12 protein-coding genes and 1 pseudogene are annotated in these 17,391 nt (G+C 57.3%); 6 read left to right on the top strand and 7 right to left on the bottom strand.

The features are described from left to right. Positions 1-190: 190 nt before the first annotated feature. From lysC to UTM25_RS20605, 3 genes are all read left to right on the top strand, one after another. Positions 191-1,540, top strand: a complete 1,350-nt coding sequence (lysC, locus tag UTM25_RS20615) for a lysine-sensitive aspartokinase 3 (RefSeq protein WP_023309996.1) — start codon at positions 191-193, stop codon at positions 1,538-1,540. 93 nt (positions 1,541-1,633) lie between these two features. Further along, positions 1,634-2,578, top strand: coding sequence for a ketopantoate/pantoate/pantothenate transporter PanS (gene panS, locus UTM25_RS20610; RefSeq protein ID WP_029740629.1), 945 nt, complete (start codon positions 1,634-1,636; stop codon positions 2,576-2,578). Positions 2,579-2,628: 50 nt separating this feature from the next. Next, a complete protein-coding gene (locus UTM25_RS20605; RefSeq protein ID WP_023309994.1) occupies positions 2,629-2,901 on the top strand; it encodes a DUF3811 domain-containing protein in 273 nt (90 codons plus the stop codon). Here UTM25_RS20605 and rluF read toward each other — a convergent pair whose 3' ends face one another. Further along, positions 2,902-3,774: a 23S rRNA pseudouridine(2604) synthase RluF gene (rluF, locus tag UTM25_RS20600; protein ID WP_023309993.1), complete on the bottom strand. Its 873-nt coding sequence runs from the start codon at positions 3,772-3,774 to the stop codon at positions 2,902-2,904. It abuts the gene before it with no gap. A 197-nt stretch (positions 3,775-3,971) separates the two neighbouring features. On the opposite strand from rluF, the pseudogene UTM25_RS20595 reads away from it, so the two are divergent. Together UTM25_RS20595 and UTM25_RS20590 are read left to right on the top strand one after the other, a co-directional pair. Beyond that, positions 3,972-4,273, top strand: a pseudogene (locus tag UTM25_RS20595) (type II toxin-antitoxin system RelE/ParE family toxin). Between the two features lie 6 nt (positions 4,274-4,279). Next, complete coding sequence (locus UTM25_RS20590) at positions 4,280-4,567, top strand: addiction module antidote protein (protein WP_194401660.1); 288 nt, start codon at positions 4,280-4,282, stop codon at positions 4,565-4,567. Here the strand turns inward: UTM25_RS20590 and UTM25_RS20585 are convergent. Together UTM25_RS20585 and metH are read right to left on the bottom strand one after the other, a co-directional pair. Next, positions 4,564-6,195 carry a Na/Pi cotransporter family protein gene (locus UTM25_RS20585; RefSeq protein WP_023309990.1) on the bottom strand — a complete coding sequence of 544 codons (1,632 nt, stop codon included), beginning with the start codon at positions 6,193-6,195 and terminating at the stop codon, positions 4,564-4,566. The two genes, UTM25_RS20590 and UTM25_RS20585, sit on opposite strands and share 4 nt — an antisense overlap. Before the next feature lie 216 nt (positions 6,196-6,411). Next, the gene (gene metH, locus UTM25_RS20580) at positions 6,412-10,095 is read right to left on the bottom strand and encodes a methionine synthase (protein WP_194401661.1); all 3,684 of its coding nucleotides are present in this window, start codon (positions 10,093-10,095) and stop codon (positions 6,412-6,414) included. A 193-nt stretch (positions 10,096-10,288) separates the two neighbouring features. Here metH and iclR point away from each other — a divergent pair, with 193 nt between their 5' ends. Next, a complete protein-coding gene (gene iclR, locus UTM25_RS20575; protein ID WP_194401662.1) occupies positions 10,289-11,119 on the top strand; it encodes a glyoxylate bypass operon transcriptional repressor IclR in 831 nt (276 codons plus the stop codon). Between the two features lie 127 nt (positions 11,120-11,246). On the opposite strand, the gene aceK is transcribed toward iclR, so the two are convergent. The 4 genes from aceK to metA form a co-directional block, all read right to left on the bottom strand. Then, entirely contained in the window at positions 11,247-12,986 is a 1,740-nt protein-coding gene (gene aceK / locus UTM25_RS20570; protein ID WP_194401663.1) for a bifunctional isocitrate dehydrogenase kinase/phosphatase, read from the bottom strand. A gap of 51 nt (positions 12,987-13,037) precedes the next feature. Continuing rightward, complete coding sequence (aceA, locus tag UTM25_RS20565) at positions 13,038-14,342, bottom strand: isocitrate lyase (RefSeq protein WP_029742132.1); 1,305 nt, start codon at positions 14,340-14,342, stop codon at positions 13,038-13,040. 31 nt (positions 14,343-14,373) lie between these two features. Beyond that, positions 14,374-15,975 carry a malate synthase A gene (gene aceB / locus UTM25_RS20560; RefSeq protein WP_194401664.1) on the bottom strand — a complete coding sequence of 534 codons (1,602 nt, stop codon included), beginning with the start codon at positions 15,973-15,975 and terminating at the stop codon, positions 14,374-14,376. Positions 15,976-16,245: 270 nt separating this feature from the next. After that, positions 16,246-17,175, bottom strand: coding sequence for a homoserine O-acetyltransferase MetA (metA, locus tag UTM25_RS20555; protein WP_024906663.1), 930 nt, complete (start codon positions 17,173-17,175; stop codon positions 16,246-16,248). Positions 17,176-17,391: the final 216 nt, after the last annotated feature.

Here is a 17,391-nt window from a genome sequence, read left to right as displayed (position 1 = left end):
GGAGCATAAAATCTGGCGCTGTTATAAGTCCTGTTTCTCAGGGGTACCCCCCCATAAAAAATCCGCATAATCCCAGCATTGACAGGACCTCCCCCGCATTTTATTTATAGGGCCGTATTTTGCGCCTGCACCTGTTTTCGTTTCACTCTTGTGCCAAGGTCGCTTATTCATTCCCTGACACGAGGTTGTTATGACGAGTTTTGTGGTCGCCAAATTTGGCGGCACCAGTGTGGCCGATTACGATGCCATGAACCGCAGCGCCGATGTGGTGCTGGCCGATCCGAATACCCGCCTGGTGGTGCTGTCTGCATCCGCCGGCGTGACGAACCTGCTGGTTTCTCTGTCTGAAGGACTGGAAGCGACAGAACGTTTCGTGAAGCTGGATGCACTGCGCAAAATTCAGTTCGACATCCTTGAGCGTCTGCAGAACCCGAACGTCATCCGCGAGGAAGTGGAGCGTCTGCTGGAAAATATTACCACCCTGGCAGAAGCTGCCTCTCTGGCCACTTCCACCGCCCTGACCGACGAACTGGTCAGCCACGGCGAGCTGATGTCCACCCTACTGTTTGTCGAAATCATGCGCGAGCGTAACGTTCAGGCGCAGTGGTTTGACGTGCGTAAAGTGATGCGTACCAGCGATCGCTTTGGTCGTGCCGAGCCGGACGTTGAGGCGCTGGCGGAGCTGACCAATCAGCAGCTGGCACCACGCCTGGCAGACGGTATCGTGATTACCCAGGGCTTTATCGGCAGTGAAGCGAAAGGCCGCACTACCACGCTTGGCCGCGGCGGCAGCGACTACACCGCCGCGCTGCTGGGCGAAGCCCTGCATGCAACGCGCGTGGATATCTGGACTGACGTTCCGGGCATTTACACTACCGACCCGCGCGTCGTTTCCGCGGCTAAACGTATTGATGTGATCGCCTTTGAAGAAGCGGCGGAAATGGCCACCTTCGGCGCAAAAGTGCTGCACCCGGCAACGCTGCTACCGGCAGTGCGCAGCGATATTCCGGTCTTCGTGGGTTCCAGTAAAGATCCGAAAGCAGGCGGGACGCTGGTCTGCAAGAAAACGGAAAACCCACCGCTGTTCCGCGCCCTGGCGCTGCGTCGTCGCCAGACGCTGGTGACGCTCCACAGCCACAATATGCTGCATTCCCGCGGTTTCCTGGCGGAAGTGTTTGGCATTCTGGCGCGCCATAATATCTCGGTGGATCTGATCACCACCTCTGAAGTGAGCATTGCGCTAACGCTGGACACCACCGGCTCGACCTCCACCGGCGACACGCTGCTGACGCAGTCGCTGCTGATTGAGCTGTCTGAGCTGTGCCGCGTGGAAGTAGAAGAAGACCTGGCTCTGGTTGCCATCATCGGCAACAAGCTGTCGCGCGCCTGCGGCGTGGGTAAAGAAGTGTTCGGCGTGCTCGACCCGTTCAGCATCCGCATGATCTGCTACGGCGCATCCAGCTACAACCTCTGCTTCCTGGTGCCTGCCGATCAGGCCGAGCAGGTCGTGCAGAAACTTCATCAGAATTTGTTTGAATAAAATTCGTTAGCACGATAAACAATACCTATAAGCCGGGCACAGACCCGGCTTTTTCATAACTAAACAACACGACAATACTGCAAGGAATCCACTATGTTATCCGCCGTTACGCGGCTGTTCCCGTTATGGGCGCTGCTGCTCTCCGTACTCGCGTATTACACCCCCGCTACGTTCACGGGCATTGGTCCGTGGGTCGCCACGCTACTGATGCTGATCATGTTCGGTATGGGCGTGCATCTGAAAATCGACGACTTTAAACGCGTGCTGTCTCGCCCTGCGCCCGTCGCGGCAGGGATCTTCCTGCACTACCTGGTAATGCCGCTTGCGGCGTGGCTGCTGGCGATGGCCTTTAAGATGCCGCCCGATCTCTCCGCCGGGATGGTGCTGGTGGGCAGCGTGGCCAGCGGCACGGCGTCCAACGTCATGATCTACCTGGCGAAAGGCGACGTGGCGCTCTCCGTCACGATCTCGTCCGTTTCGACGCTGGTGGGCGTCGTTGCCACACCGCTGTTAACCCGCCTGTACGTGGACGCGCATATTCAGGTGGACGTGATGGGCATGCTGCTCAGCATTCTGCAGATTGTGGTGATCCCGATTGCGCTGGGGCTGGTCATTCACCATCTTTTCCCGCGCGTGGTGAAGGCCGTTGAGCCGTACCTGCCCGCGTTTTCGATGGTCTGCATTCTGGCGATCATCAGCGCCGTGGTGGCGGGTTCCGCATCGCACATTGCCTCCGTGGGCTTTGTCGTGATCATCGCCGTGGTGCTGCATAACACGATTGGCCTGCTGGGCGGCTACTGGGGCGGGAAGCTGTTCGGTTTTGACGAATCGACCTGCCGCACGCTGGCAATCGAGGTAGGCATGCAGAACTCCGGCCTGGCGGCGGCGCTCGGTAAAATCTACTTCTCCCCGCTGGCGGCCCTGCCTGGCGCGCTGTTCTCCGTCTGGCATAACCTCTCCGGCTCGCTGCTGGCGGGCTACTGGTCCGGCAAACCGATTGATGAACAAACGAAAAAAGATGCGGTGAAGCAGGGTTAATTTGCGCGGCTTGCTTTACACTGAAGCCTCTCTATCAGGAGGCTTCAGCAATGGCTACACCACGTTTGACCCAGAAAGACATGACGGAAGCCGAGCAGCGCGAACTGAAAACGCTTCTCGACCGCGCCCGTATCGCCCATGGCCGCACGCTGACGAACGCCGAAACCAATCAGGTGAAAAAAGAGTACATCGATAAGCTGATGGCGCAGCGTGACGCCGCGGCGAAAAAAGCCCGCAAGCTGAAAAAAGAGCAGGCTTATAAACCCGATGCAGAGGCGACATTTTCCTGGTCGGCCACAACGTCTACCCGTGGAAGGCGCTAATCAGCGCCCTTTCTTTTTGCGCCCCGGCTGGGTAAAGCGTTTTCCGTTACCCGGCTTGCCTCGCCCCTTATCTTCCGCCTGCGGCGCCTTCACCACCGGGCGCTTAATCGCCTGGGTTTTCGGTTTTGCTTTGGCCTTCGGCTTCGCTTCGGACGAGGAATTCTCGATAAGCTTGAAGAGTTCAATCAGCTCGTCATCCGTTAAATCGCGCCACTCGCCCAGCGGGATGCCTGACAGGCTGACGTTCATGATGCGCGTGCGTTCCAGCTTCGTCACTTCATAACCGAAGTGCTCGCACATACGGCGGATCTGGCGGTTCAGGCCCTGAACCAGCGTAATGCGGAACGCGAACGGCGCTTCTTTCTTGACCTTACACTTCTTCGTGACGGTGCCGAGGATCGGCACACCGGCGCCCATGCCGCGAATAAATTCGTCCGTGACAGGCTTATTCACCGTCACAATGTACTCTTTCTCGTGGTCATTACCGGCACGCAGAATTTTGTTGACCAGATCGCCGTGGTTGGTGAGGAAAATCAGCCCCTGTGAGTCTTTATCCAGACGGCCAATCGGGAAGATGCGGCTGCTGTGGTTCACGAAATCAACGATGTTGTCCCGCTCACCGTCTTCCGTGGTGCTGACAATCCCAACCGGTTTGTTCAACGCGATAAACACCAGGTCTTCAGCATCACGCGGTTCGATGACCTGACCATTCACTTTAACCACATCGCCAGGGACCACCTGGTCGCCGATGGTGGCGCGTTTGCCGTTAAGAAACACGTTACCCTGTTCAATGTAACGGTCAGCCTCGCGACGTGAGCAGATCCCGCTCTCGCTAATGTATTTGTTTAATCGGGTTGATTGAGTTGGCAGCATAGTTTCTCCTGTGAAGGGCGAAATATACCTTAGGTATGGGCCGAAAAAAAAGATTAGCTGACGGTAACTGAAGCGGGTTTTTTAGTTTGCGAGACGCTTTCAGGATTTAGCGTCAGGCCATTTATCCTTGAGCTAACTCCTTTTAGCTTTACTCTCCAGAGACAACTATTTGTAGTTTATAAATCACATGGAGTAATATGAAGGAGATAGTTCAGACAGAATCCTTCCAACGCTGGGAGCAAAACTTAAAAGATCGGCGAGCGAAGACCATTATCGCTTCCCGCCTCTTTCGGTTGGCAAATGGTTTAGCGGGCGACATTAAACCCGTTGGAGAAGGTATAAGTGAGCTGAGGATCCACTATGGTCCGGGCTACAGAATCTATTTTAAAGACCAGGGAATTGCATCATCGTGCTGTTGTGTGGTGGTGACAAAAGCAGCCAGGCCAGAGACATACTTATGGCAAAAATGCTGAGCAATGTATCCCAATGGCAGGAGTGAATGAGCATGCATAAATTAACATCCTACGATCCAGAAAACGCGCTGGTGGATGATGAAGAAATCGCCGTGTTTATGGCTGATGCCTTAGAAACGGGCGACTCAGCGTATATTGCTAAAGCGCTGGGCGTCATCGCGCGCGCGAAAGGAATGTCAACCATTTCACAGCAAACTGGCCTATCACGAGAGCAACTGTATCGATCGTTCAGTGATAAAGGAAACCCAACGCTTAAAACCACTCTGGCGGTCATGAAAGCATTGGGTCTTGGGCTAACAATCAAACACTCCGGAGATTAATACTCATCCCGCTCGTCGTCTTCATCCGGCTGTTCCATCACGCTGTACGCCACCGCGCAGAACAACGAGTTGAGACGCTTCATATCCCCCAGCAGCCCCAGATGCAGGGAGCTGGTCTCGATACTCTGCACGTTCTGCTGGTGCAGACGCTCAACGTGGGCATGCGAGTAGCGGCGGTTCAGAATACGGAAACGATGCTTGTTGCGACGCAGGCGGCGCGCGCTCGGCACGTCGCTGGAGAAGAAGACCAGCATCGCCAGCTTGAGGTTGCTGACCAGCTGTTCGTGCAGCGCTTCCAGCTCCTTCAGGCCTTCACCTGAAAACGCACGGCGCGCGGCAAGGGATTTGTCGGCGATCTCGCTGCCCATACGCTCCACGATATCCGAGGCCTGCTCAAGGTTAAGCGACATCTCGATAATTTCCGCCCAGCGGCGGGACTCCTCCTCCGCCAGCTCGTCCTGCGGCATACGCGCCAGGTAAAGCTTAATGGCGGTATAGAGCACGTTGATATCGTCCGCCAGTCTGCGCAGTTCTTTCTCTTCACGCGGCTCGCCGTGCATCACCTTTTGCAGGCCTTCGAGCATGGTTTCCATTGCGTCGCCCATGCGCAGCGTCTCGCGCGCGGCGTTCGCCAGCGCCAGCGCCGGGGTATCCAGTGCGGAGGTATCCAGGTGCTTCGGCTTCAGGCGCGCATCCAGCTCCGGTTCGTCCTGAATGAGGCGTTCGCAGAAGCGGGCCATCGGCGCGGCAAACGGCACCATCGCCAGGCAGCGCACCAGGTTGTAGAACACGTGGAAATAGATCACCAGCTCCGCCTTCGGCAGCGGTAGGTTGTCCATCAGGTTCGCCAGCGGGTGAACGAACGGCAGAATAATCAGGCTGCCCACCAGCTTAAACAGCAGGCTGCCGAGGGCCACGCGGCGGGCTGCGGCGTTGGCCGCGCTGTTATTGAGCATCGCCAGCAGGCCGGAGCCGAGGTTGGCCCCGATCACCAGACACAGCGCCACCGGGAAGGAGATCGCCCCTGTGGCGGTTAAGGTCGCCGTCAGAAGAACCGCCGCCAGGCTGGAGTAGCTGACGATGGCAAACACCGCGCCAATCAGCGCGTCAAGCATAATGTCCCCGGTCAGGGAAGCGAAGATGACCTGCACGCCGTTGGCCTCGGTGATTGGCGTGACCGCCTGCACAATCAGCTCCAGCGCCAGCAGGATCAGCCCGAGGCCAATACCTACGCGCCCGAGCTGTCCGGCGCGCGTCTGCTTGCGGCCGAGGAAGAAGATGACGCCGATAAAAATCAGCAGCGGCGACAGCCAGGAGAGATCGAAGGTCAGGATACGCGCCATCAGCGCGGTACCTACATCCGCCCCCAGCACAATCACCAGCGCCGGGGCCAGCGCCACCAGATCCTGCGCCACAAAGGAGGTGACAAGCAGGGTCGTGGCGTTACTGCTCTGAACCAGCGCCGTTACGCCAATGCCCGCGCAGAAGGCGAGCGGCTTCTTCTCAACGCTGCTGCTGAGAACGGTACGTAAGCGCGCGCCAAATACGCGCATCACGCCGGTACGGACGATATGGGTGCCCCATACGAGCAGTGCGACTGCAGAGAGCAGGTGTAACAACGTCAGCACGGAAGTTTTTCCTCCTTATCGTTATGTGTTTTCCTGAGGTTTGTTGCGCATTGTCTTGCCGGATGGCGGCTACGCCTTATCCGGCCTACGCGCAGGTCCGGTAAGCGCAGCGCCACCGGGCAAAAGATAAGAACCTTCTTCCAGTATAAGGGTTTAAACGTAAGAAAGAGACAGGGCGCCCAATGAGCGCCCTGTTTGTTGTAAGGAAAAGTGATTTTAGTCGGCGTCGTAGCCGAGATTTGGCGCCAGCCAGCGCTCCACTTCAGACACGCTCATCCCTTTGCGCAGGGCGTAATCTTCAATCTGATCCCGCTGCAGCTGCGCCACGGCAAAGTACTTGCTGTCCGGATGGCTGAAGTACCAGCCTGAGACGGACGCGCCTGGCCACATGGCGAACGACTCGGTGAGCTTCATGCCGGTATGGGCTTCCACATCCAGCAGTTTCCAGATAGTGCCTTTTTCGGTGTGCTCCGGACAGGCCGGATAGCCCGGCGCCGGGCGAATCCCCTGGTAGTTTTCGCGGATCAGATCCTCATTGCTGAGGTTTTCATTCGCCGCGTAGCCCCAGTGCACCTTACGTACGCGCTCGTGGAGATACTCGGCAAAGGCTTCCGCCAGGCGGTCGGCAATCGCTTTCACCATGATTTTATTGTAATCATCGTGCTGCGCTTCGAACGCGTCCGCCAGCGCGTCTTCTTCCAGACCGCCGGTCACCGCAAAGGCGCCGATATAGTCGGCTTTACCACTCAGCTTCGGCGCGACGAAATCGGCCAGGCAGTAGTTGGCAAAGCCCACTTTCTCCGTTTGCTGGCGCAGATGGCGGCTGACCGCCAGCACGTGGGTGCGGGTTTCATCGCGATAAATTTCGATGTCGTCGCCCACGCGGTTCGCCGGGAACAGGCCCACCACGCCTCGCGGGTTGAGGCTTTTCTCTGCGCTCAGCGTGTCGAGCATGTCGTTGGCATCTTTAAACAGGCGCTTCGCCTCCTCCCCGACCACCTCATCTTCCAGGATGCGCGGATATTTGCCCGCCAGCGACCAGGTCATAAAGAACGGCGTCCAGTCGATGTAGTTACGCAGCGTCTCGATGCTGGCCGTCACGTCCTGCACGCCCAGACGATGTGCCACCGGTGGCGTGTAGCTGGACCAGTCGAAGGCCAGATCGTTGTCGCGCGCCGCCTGAAGCGAAACAGGCGGGGTGCGCGGCTTCTTACGGCCGTGCTGGATGCGAACGGTTTCGTACTCTTTGCGGGTGCGCGCCACAAAATCGTCGCGCTGGGTGTCGGAGAGCAGCGCGGAGACCACGCCCACGGTGCGCGAGGCGTTCTGCACGTACACCGTCGGGCCACTGTAGTTCTGCTCGATTTTCACCGCCGTGTGCGCTTTCGAGGTGGTCGCCCCGCCAATCAATAGCGGAATGGTGAAGCCCTGCCGCTCCATCTCTTTTGCCACGTTGACCATTTCGTCGAGCGACGGCGTAATCAGGCCGGAGAGGCCAATCAGGTCGGCGTTCACTTCGCGCGCGGTCTTGAGGATTTTGTCCGCCGGGACCATCACGCCGAGGTCGATAATTTCGTAGTTATTACACTGCAGCACTACGCCGACGATGTTCTTGCCGATGTCGTGCACGTCGCCCTTCACGGTGGCGATAACCATCTTGCCGTTGCTGGAACCTTTCTCTTTGCTGGCTTCGATGTAGGGCTCAAGATACGCTACCGCCTGCTTCATCACGCGGGCGGATTTCACCACCTGCGGCAGGAACATTTTGCCCTCACCGAACAGATCGCCGACCACGTTCATGCCGTCCATCAGCGGGCCTTCGATCACCTCAATCGGGCGGTCTGCCTGCTGGCGCGCCTCTTCGGTATCGAGCTCGATAAATTCGGTGATGCCTTTTACCAGCGAGTATTCCAGACGCTTTTTCACGTCCCAGGAACGCCACTCGGCCTGCTGAACGTTTGCCGCCTCATCCGATTTGCTGCCGCGGTATTTCTCCGCCAGGTCCAGCATGCGCTCGGTGGCGTCGTCGCGGCGGTTAAGAATTACGTCCTCTACGGCGTCGCGCAGCTCGGCAGGGAGGTCGTCGTAAATCGCCAGCTGGCCGGCGTTAACGATCCCCATGTCCATGCCGTTGCGGATGGCGTAGTAGAGGAACACGGCGTGGATCGCTTCGCGCACCGGGTCGTTACCGCGGAACGAGAACGACACGTTCGACACGCCGCCGGAGATCAGCGCGTGCGGCAGCTCGCGCTTGATGTCCTCACATGCCCCGATAAAGTCCTGGGCATAGTTGTTGTGCTCTTCAATACCGGTCGCGACGGCGAAGATATTTGGGTCAAAGATAATGTCTTCCGGCGGGAAGCCCACCTCTTGGGTCAAAATCTTGTACGCGCGGCGGCATATCTCAATTTTGCGCTCGCGGGTATCGGCCTGGCCCACTTCGTCAAAGGCCATCACCACCACGGCGGCACCGTAGCGGCGGACCATCTTCGCGTGGTGGATAAAGATATCAACGCCCTCTTTCATCGAGATAGAGTTGACGATGCCTTTACCCTGAATGCACTTCAGCCCTTTTTCGATGACCTCCCACTTGGAGGAGTCAATCATGATCGGCACGCGGGCGATGTCCGGCTCACCGGCGATCAGGTTGAGGAAACGCACCATCGCCGCTTCGGCGTCGAGCATCCCCTCGTCCATGTTGATATCGATAATCTGCGCGCCGCTTTCCACCTGCTGGCGGGCAACGTCCAGCGCTTCGCTGTATTTCTCTTCTTTGATCAGGCGCTTGAACTTTGCAGAACCGGTGACGTTAGTACGCTCACCCACGTTCACAAACAGGCTGTCGTCGCCGATGGTCAACGGCTCAAGGCCGGACAGACGACAGGCAACCGGAAGCTCGGGCAGCCTGCGCGGCGGCAGCCCGGCCACGGCGTTGCTCATGGCCGCGATGTGCTCCGGCGTGGTGCCGCAGCAGCCACCGACGATGTTCAGGAAGCCAGACTCGGCCCACTCGCGGATTTGCGCCGCCATGGTGTCGGCATCGAGATCGTATTCACCGAACGCGTTCGGCAGACCGGCGTTCGGGTGGGCGGTGACGTAACATTCCGCGATACGGGAAAGCTCCTGTACGTACTGGCGCAGTTCATCCGGCCCCAGCGCGCAGTTCAGGCCAAAGGAGAGCGCTTCGGCGTGACGCAGGGAGTTATAAAACGCTTCGGTTGTCTGACCGGACAGGGTACGGCCGGAGGCGTCGGTGATGGTGCCGGAAATCATGATCGGCAGGTCAACGCCCAGCGCCTCAAACTCCTCTTTCACCGCGTAAATCGCGGCTTTGGCGTTTAGGGTGTCGAATACGGTTTCAATCAGGATCAGATCGGAACCGCCTTCCACCAGCGCTTTGGTCGATTCACGGTAGGCCGCGACCAGCTGATCGAAGGTGATATTACGAAACGCCGGGTCGTTGACGTCCGGTGAAATCGACGCGGTGCGGTTCGTAGGGCCAAGCACCCCGGCAACGTAGCGAGGCTTTTCCGGCGTGCGGGCCGTCCACTCGTCGGCGCAGGCGCGCGCCAGCTTCGCGGCTTCCAGGTTGATTTCCGCCGACAGGGATTCCATCTGGTAATCCGCCATGGCGATGGTTGTCGAGTTGAATGTGTTGGTTTCAACGATATCCGCACCCGCTTCGAAGTAGGCGTTGTGGATATCCTTAATAACGGACGGCTTGCTGAGCACCAGCAGGTCGTTGTTACCTTTGAGGTCGCAGGGCCAGTCGGCAAAGCGCTCGCCGCGGAAATCGTCTTCACTCAGACGATAGCCCTGGATCATGGTGCCCATGCCGCCGTCCAGCACCAGAATTCGTTCATTTAACTGCGCACGCAGTTGCTCTACTTTGCTGCTCACACTTGCTCCCGACAACGCTCAACAAGGCCAAAAGGCTGCGTTCCATACTGGCACAATCTCGCAGGGTCGAAAAGCCGCACAGCGGTAACATGAGACATGTTCACCATCACTCCTCCGATCAGTCAGGATAACGGTTGCAAATTCACCAAATAAAACGAAAATGATTTCCACGATACAGAAAAAGGAGATCGTCATGGTCGCGACCGTTCCCGCTAAACGCGGCAGAAAACCTGCTGCCACCGCCGCCGCCGCACAACAGGGCGGACAGGTTCAATCGCTCACGCGCGGTTTGAAGCTGCTGGAGTGGATAGCCGAGTCGCACGGCAGCGTGGCCCTGACGGAGCTTGCCCAGCAGGCTGGCCTGCCGAACTCCACGACGCATCGCCTGCTGACCACCATGCAGCAGCTGGGCTTTGTCCGCCAGGTCGGCGAGCTGGGGCACTGGGCGGTGGGCGCGCATGCGTTTATCGTCGGCAGCAGCTTCCTGCAGAGCCGCAACCTGCTGGCGATTGTGCACCCGATTCTGCGCAAGCTGATGGAGGAGTCCGGCGAGACGGTCAACCTGGCGGTGCTGGACCAAAGCGATCATCAGGCGATTATCATCGACCAGGTTCAGTGTACGCAGCTGATGCGTATGTCCGCACCGATTGGCGGCAAGCTGCCGATGCACGCCTCCGGGGCGGGGAAAGCGTTTCTCTCGCAGCTAAGCGAAGAGCAGGTGACGGGACTGCTGCACCGTAAAGGGCTGCACGCCTATACTCACGCCACGCTGGTGTCGCCCGTGCATCTGAAAGAAGATCTGGCCCTGACCCGCAAGCGCGGCTATTCGTTTGATGATGAAGAACATGCCCTGGGCCTGCGCTGCCTCGCGTCCTGCATTTTTGACGAGCACCGCGAGCCGTTTGCCGCCATCTCCATCTCCGGTCCGATTTCGCGGATGACCGACGACCGCGTGACCGAGCTGGGCGCGCTGGTGATTAAGGCGGCGAAAGAGGTGACGCTGGCGTATGGTGGGATTCGTTAAGTTGGGTTCCGGCGAACACTCGAACCGAAGGCCCAAGCGCAGCGCCACCGGGCGATGGGGTTGCACTGCGGCCTGATGCCCTCACCCCGGCCCTCTCCCACAGGGAGAGGGAGAAAACATGATGCCCTCATCCTGCGAGAGAGGGTGCAAACCTAATGCAAAACCTCTGCTTGCGGCGGTAAGCGTACACATCTTCCACATGCCCGTTTTTGATCCGCGTTTGCAGTCCGCGCCAGTAGCTGGCGCGGAATAGATCCTCATGCATTTCTTCGAATAGCGGCCCGATGCGCGGGTCGGCGCACAGCCAGTGGCGAAACTCCTCCGGAAACACATCGCCCGGCGAGACGCTGTACCACGGCTCGCCGGAAAGCTCATCTTCCGGGTAGCGGGGCGGTGGTATATCGCGGAAGTTCACCTCGGTCATGTAGCAAATTTCGTCGTAATCGTAGAACACTACCCGCCCGTGACGGGTGACGCCGAAGTTTTTAAACAGCATGTCGCCCGGGAAAATATTGGCGGCGGCAAGCTGGCGAATCGCGTTGCCGTATTCTTCAATGGCATCCCGCAGTGCCTGACCTTCGGACTGCTCAAGCCAGATATTCAGCGGCACCATGCGGCGCTCAATGTAGAGATGGCTAATCACAATTTTGTCACCCAGATCGGTGATTTTCGCGGGCGCTTCCTGCATTAACAGCGCCATGAGCGCCGGGTCGATCTGCTGTTTATCCAGCACAAAGTTTTCGAACTCCTGGGTATCCGCCATGCGCCCGACGCGGTCGTGCTCTTTGACCAGCTGATAGCAGGCGCGAACGTGCGCGGCGGTCATCTCTTTCTGCGGCGCGAATCTGTCTTTAATCACCTTAAAGACCCGGTCGAAACCCGGCAGCGTAAAGACCAGCATCACCATACCGCGAATGCCGGGCGCTTCGATAAACTGCTCATCGGCGGCGGTGACATAGCGCAGGTACTCCCGGTAGCTTTCCGTTTTGGCGTGCTTCTGGCAGCCAATGGCCATATACAGTTCGGCGGTGGTTTTGCCCGGCAGGATTTCGCGCAGCCACTCCACCAGCGCGGCAGGCAGCGGGGCGTACACCATGAAATAGGAGCGGGCGAAGCCAAACACGATGCTGGCCTCGGCGCTGGTGGTCAGGCAGGTATCGACAAACAGTTCCCCGTCGTCGGTACGGTGAATGGGCAGCAGAAACGGCACAATGGCGGTCGGCGTAACCAGCTTGCCGACCAGCCAGGCGGCTTTATTGCGGTAGAAAAGCTCGTTGGCCACCTGCAAATGGCTATGGCTAAGCACCTCCGCGCAGAAGGTTTCGTTGAGATACGCGTGGATATAACCGATATCCCGGGTTTTATTCTCCCAGGGCAGGCGCAGCGGCAAATCCGTTAGCACTCGGTGCAGGAGTTTTTCCCATCCGCGATCGGGAAAGAAATCTTTCGCCAGCGGACGGGGAATGGTTCGAAAGCGCCGCTCTGGCTGAGAGCTGAAGATAAATAACCGCTCAGGAGATAGTGAGCGGTGGTCAAATAACCGGCAATAGACGGAGTTGAAAAAGCTCTCCGCAATCTCGAAGCGCGGGTAATCGGGTAACAAATGGGTGTAGTGCTCCTTCACGCGCAGTAAAAATTCCGCGTCCGGGCTTTTACCGTCGGTAATACAGCGCAGCTGCTCCACCACCAGACCCACGTGGTGGTCATAGAGATGGATACGCTGCTTCATGGCCTGCTGAACCGCATGCCAGTCTGCATGTTCGAAGCGCTGCTGCGCGCCGGATGTCACTTCAAGAAAACGACCATACTGGGCATCGAAGCCCTGCAAAATAGTTTGGGCAATCAGCAATTCCAGGCCACGCGACATATATTCCCCCTCACCCCAACCCTCTCCCCGAGAGGGGAGAGGGGGAAAAGTTTAGAACTGTGCTTCTTCCGTTGAACCCGTTAAGGCAGTGACGGAGGAGGTGCCGCCCTGAATAATCGTGGTCACATTGTCAAAGTAGCCGGTCCCCACCTCCTGCTGGTGAGACACGAAGGTGTAACCGTCTTTGCCCGCGGCAAATTCCGGCTGCTGCACCTTCTCAACGTAGTGCTTCATGCCCTCACCCTGCGCATAGGCGTGCGCCAGGTCGAACATGTTGAACCACATGCTGTGGATACCGGCCAGGGTAATGAACTGGTATTTGTAGCCCATGTCGGACAGCTGCTGCTGGAAGCTGGCGATGGTTTTGTCATCCAGCTTTTTCTGCCAGTTGAATGACGGCGAGCAGTTATAGGCCAGCAGCTTGCCCGGGTATTTCGCGTGAATGGCGTCGGCAAAGCGTTTTGCCAGCGCCAGATCCGGCGTGGAGGTTTCACACCAGACCAGGTCCGCGTACGGCGCATACGCCAGGCCGCGGCTGATCGCCTGTTCAATGCCGGCATGGGTGCGGTAGAAGCCTTCGCTGGTACGCTCGCCGGTGATGAATTCGCTGTCGTACGGGTCGCAGTCAGAGGTGATCAGGTCCGCCGCGTCCGCATCGGTACGGGCAATGACCAGCGTTGGCACGCCGAGCACGTCAGCAGCCAGACGCGCGGCAACCAGCTTCTGAATCGCTTCCTGAGTCGGAACGAGCACCTTACCGCCCATGTGCCCGCATTTCTTCACTGACGCCAGCTGATCTTCGAAGTGAACGGCCGCTGCACCGGCCTCAATCATCGATTTCATCAGCTCGAAGGCGTTCAGCACGCCGCCGAAGCCTGCTTCCGCATCCGCGACGATCGGCAGGAAGTAGTCAGTAAAGCGCGGATCGCCAGGTTCGATACCTGCGGCCCACTGGATCTGATCCGCACGGCGGAAGGTGTTGTTGATCCGATCCACCACCGACGGCACGGAGTTAGCCGGATAGAGCGACTGATCCGGGTACATGCTGGATGCCAGGTTGGCGTCCGCCGCGACCTGCCAGCCGGAGAGGTAAATCGCCTCAATACCGGCCTTCGCCTGCTGCAGCGCCTGACCGCCGGTCAGCGCGCCGAGGCTGTTGATGTAGCCCTTTTTAGAGCCACCGTGCAGCAGCTTCCACATTTTCGCCGCACCGTTCTGTGCCAGCGTGCATTCCGGATTGACCGAGCCGCGTAATTTCACCACTTCCTCCGCGCTGTAAGGACGGCGGATGCCTTCCCAGCGAGGTTGTGTCCACTCTTTCTTTAACTCTTCGATTTGTTGGGTACGGGTTTTCATGTGCAGATGCTCCATATTGTTATGTGGTGAGTTACGCCAGGAAGCGGTAGCCCGGCAGGGTCAGGAAGTCGATTAAGTCATCTGATGTGGTGATTTGCTCCATCAGGCGCGCAGCGTCGTCAAAACGTCCGCTGCTGAAGCGGTGTTCGCCCAGCTCGTCCTGGATCACCCGCATCTCTTCGGCCAGCATCTGGCGGAACAGAGATTTGGTCACCGGCTTACCGTTGCTGAGCGTTTTTTGATGGTGGATCCACTGCCAGATGGAGGTACGTGAGATCTCCGCCGTCGCGGCATCTTCCATCAGGCCGTAGATAGGTACACAGCCGTTGCCGGAGATCCACGCTTCGATGTACTGGACCGCGACGCGGATATTGGCACGCATGCCCTCTTCCGTACGCTCGCCCGCGCACGGTGCCAGCAGCTGTTCTTCAGCCGTTGGGGCATCGTCTTCACGCGTGACGAACAGCTGATTTTTATTGTCGCCGAGAACGCGGTTGAAGACCTCCATCGCCGTATCGGCCAGGCCGGGATGGGCAATCCACGTGCCGTCGTGACCGTTACGGGCTTCAAGCTCTTTATCGGCTTTCACCTTGTTGAGCACCTGATTGTTCCGCTCTGCGTCTTTGCTCGGGATAAAAGCCGCCATGCCGCCCATCGCAAAGGCGCCGCGCTTGTGGCAGGTTTTGATCAGCAGACGCGAGTAGGCGCTCAGGAACGGTTTATCCATGGTCACGACCTGGCGATCCGGCAGCACGCGATCGGGATAGTTTTTCAGGGTTTTGATGTAGCTGAAAATATAGTCCCAGCGTCCGCAGTTCAGGCCGACGATGTGGTCGCGCAGGGCGTGCAGAATTTCATTCATCTGGAACACGGCAGGCAGCGTTTCAATCAGCAGGGTGGCCTTGATGGTACCGCGCGGCAGATTGAAACGATCTTCCGCGTAGCTGAAGACCTCGCTCCACCAGGCCGCTTCCTGCCAGGCCTGCGTTTTTGGCAGATAGAAATAAGGGCCGCTGCCTTTTGCCAGCAGATTCTTGTAGTTGTGGAAGAAATAGAGCGCGAAATCAAACAGGCTGCCCGGAATGGCTTCCCCACGCCAGGTGACATGTTTTTCAGGCAGGTGCAGGCCGCGTACGCGACAGATCAGCACCGCCGGGTTCGGTTTGAGCTGGTAAATTTTGCCGGCTTCGTTGGTATAGCTGATGGTGCCGTTCACGGCGTCGCGCAGGTTGATCTGCCCCTCGATGACCTTACGCCAGTCCGGCGCCAGTGAGTCTTCAAAATCGGCCATAAAGACTTTAACGTTGGCGTTCATGGCGTTGATCACCATTTTGCGCTCTACCGGACCGGTGATCTCAACGCGACGATCCTGTAAATCTTCAGGGATGCCGCGGATTTTCCACTCACTGCGACGAATGGAAGCGGTTTCCGAAATGAAGCCAGGCAACTTGCCATCGTCAATTTCCTGCTGCTGATGAATGCGTGCCGCCAGCAGCTTATTACGCTGCGGCGTAAAGCGAGTCACCAGTTCAGTCAGAAATTCTACCGCTTCCGCCGTCAAAACCTGCCGTTCTTGCTCGCCATACGGCTGGGTAAAGGCCAGTTCATCGACCGTCGTTGCCTGTTGAGTCATTACTCTGCTCCTCATCAAAGATCCAAAATCACGCCCCCGATGCGAACGAAAGATCGTTGGGTAGTTTTCGCTCAGCAGAATTAAGACTATCTATATTTTTTCTAAAATCAAAAACAATTTCCATTTTAATTAATAATTGCAATTAATTAATTGATTTTATTGAGATTAAAGTTTAATTGAACGGTGAGTGACATTTCGGAAATAAAAAAGGCACCCGAAGGTGCCTGATTTGAATAGCTGAAACGCTTTAGGATCGTTTAGTGCAGAAGATTACTCCAGCGTCGGATTCATGTGACGCAGATCGTATGGCGTTATCTGGTAGACGTAATAGTTGAGCCAGTTAGTGAAAAGCAAATTCCCGTGGCTGCGCCAGGTTGCTCTCGGTTTGTTTTGCGGGTCGTCTTTCGGGAAATAGTTGTACGGTACATCCGGATTTAGACCCGCTTCGACATCACGGAAATACTCTGACGCAAGGGTATGCGGATCGTACTCAGGATGCCCGGTCACGAATGCAATGCGTTTATCTTTGCTGGCAAACAGATAAGCATCTCCATCTTCCGTTTCGGCCAGGATCTCCAGATCGGTGTAATCACGAATCAGCTGGGCCGGGAAATCGGCGTAGCGAGAATGCGGGGCCAGGAAAGAGTCATCGAAACCACGCGTCAGCAAAGCGTGCGGGTGAAGAATGTGGTGTTCGTAGACGCCGGAGAGCTTTTCAGTGCGGGTTTGCTTGGGGATGCCATAAAGAATATTCAGCGCGGCTTGTACCGCCCAACAGACAAACAATGTGGACGTGACGTGATCTTTTGCCCACTCCAGAACCTGTTTGATCTGCGGCCAATAGGCGACATCATTAAATTCAACCAGACCGAGCGGCGCGCCGGTCACGATCAGTCCGTCGAAGTTTTCCCCCTGAATATCATCGAAGTTACAGTAGAAGTTGTTCAGATGCTCAGAAGGCGTGTTACGTGACTCACGGGCATCGATTCGCAGCAGCTGAATATCAACCTGCAGAGGGGAGTTCGACAGAAGACGCAGGAACTGGTTTTCTGTTTCGATCTTTTTTGGCATCAGATTGAGAATAAGCACCTTCAGCGGGCGAATTTCCTGACCTGTCGCACGCGAAGCCGTCATGACGAAGACGTTTTCTTCACGCAAGAAATTGACGGCTGGTAGCTCGTCCTGCACCCGAATCGGCATAACTTTATATCCTCACAGCATACGTATAAACGTTTAGACATCCAGACAGCTAACGATACCGAGAAATGGTTTGAATGTCGAGTCTGCAAGCAGAAGGTGAGAAAGTTTCAAGGAGGGGATGGGTGCGGTTTCACTTGCCCGATGGCGCTGCGCTTACCGGGCCTACAAAGCCACTCGGCATGATTTCTGACGCACAAAGCAAAAAACCCCGCACCT

Origin of the sequence: Enterobacter sp. 61D5 (genome assembly GCF_034107965.1) — a bacterium.
Lineage (GTDB): Bacteria > Pseudomonadota > Gammaproteobacteria > Enterobacterales > Enterobacteriaceae > Enterobacter > Enterobacter cloacae_M.
Note: the sequence above shows the minus strand (reverse complement) of the source record. Positions and strands in the feature narration are given on the sequence as shown.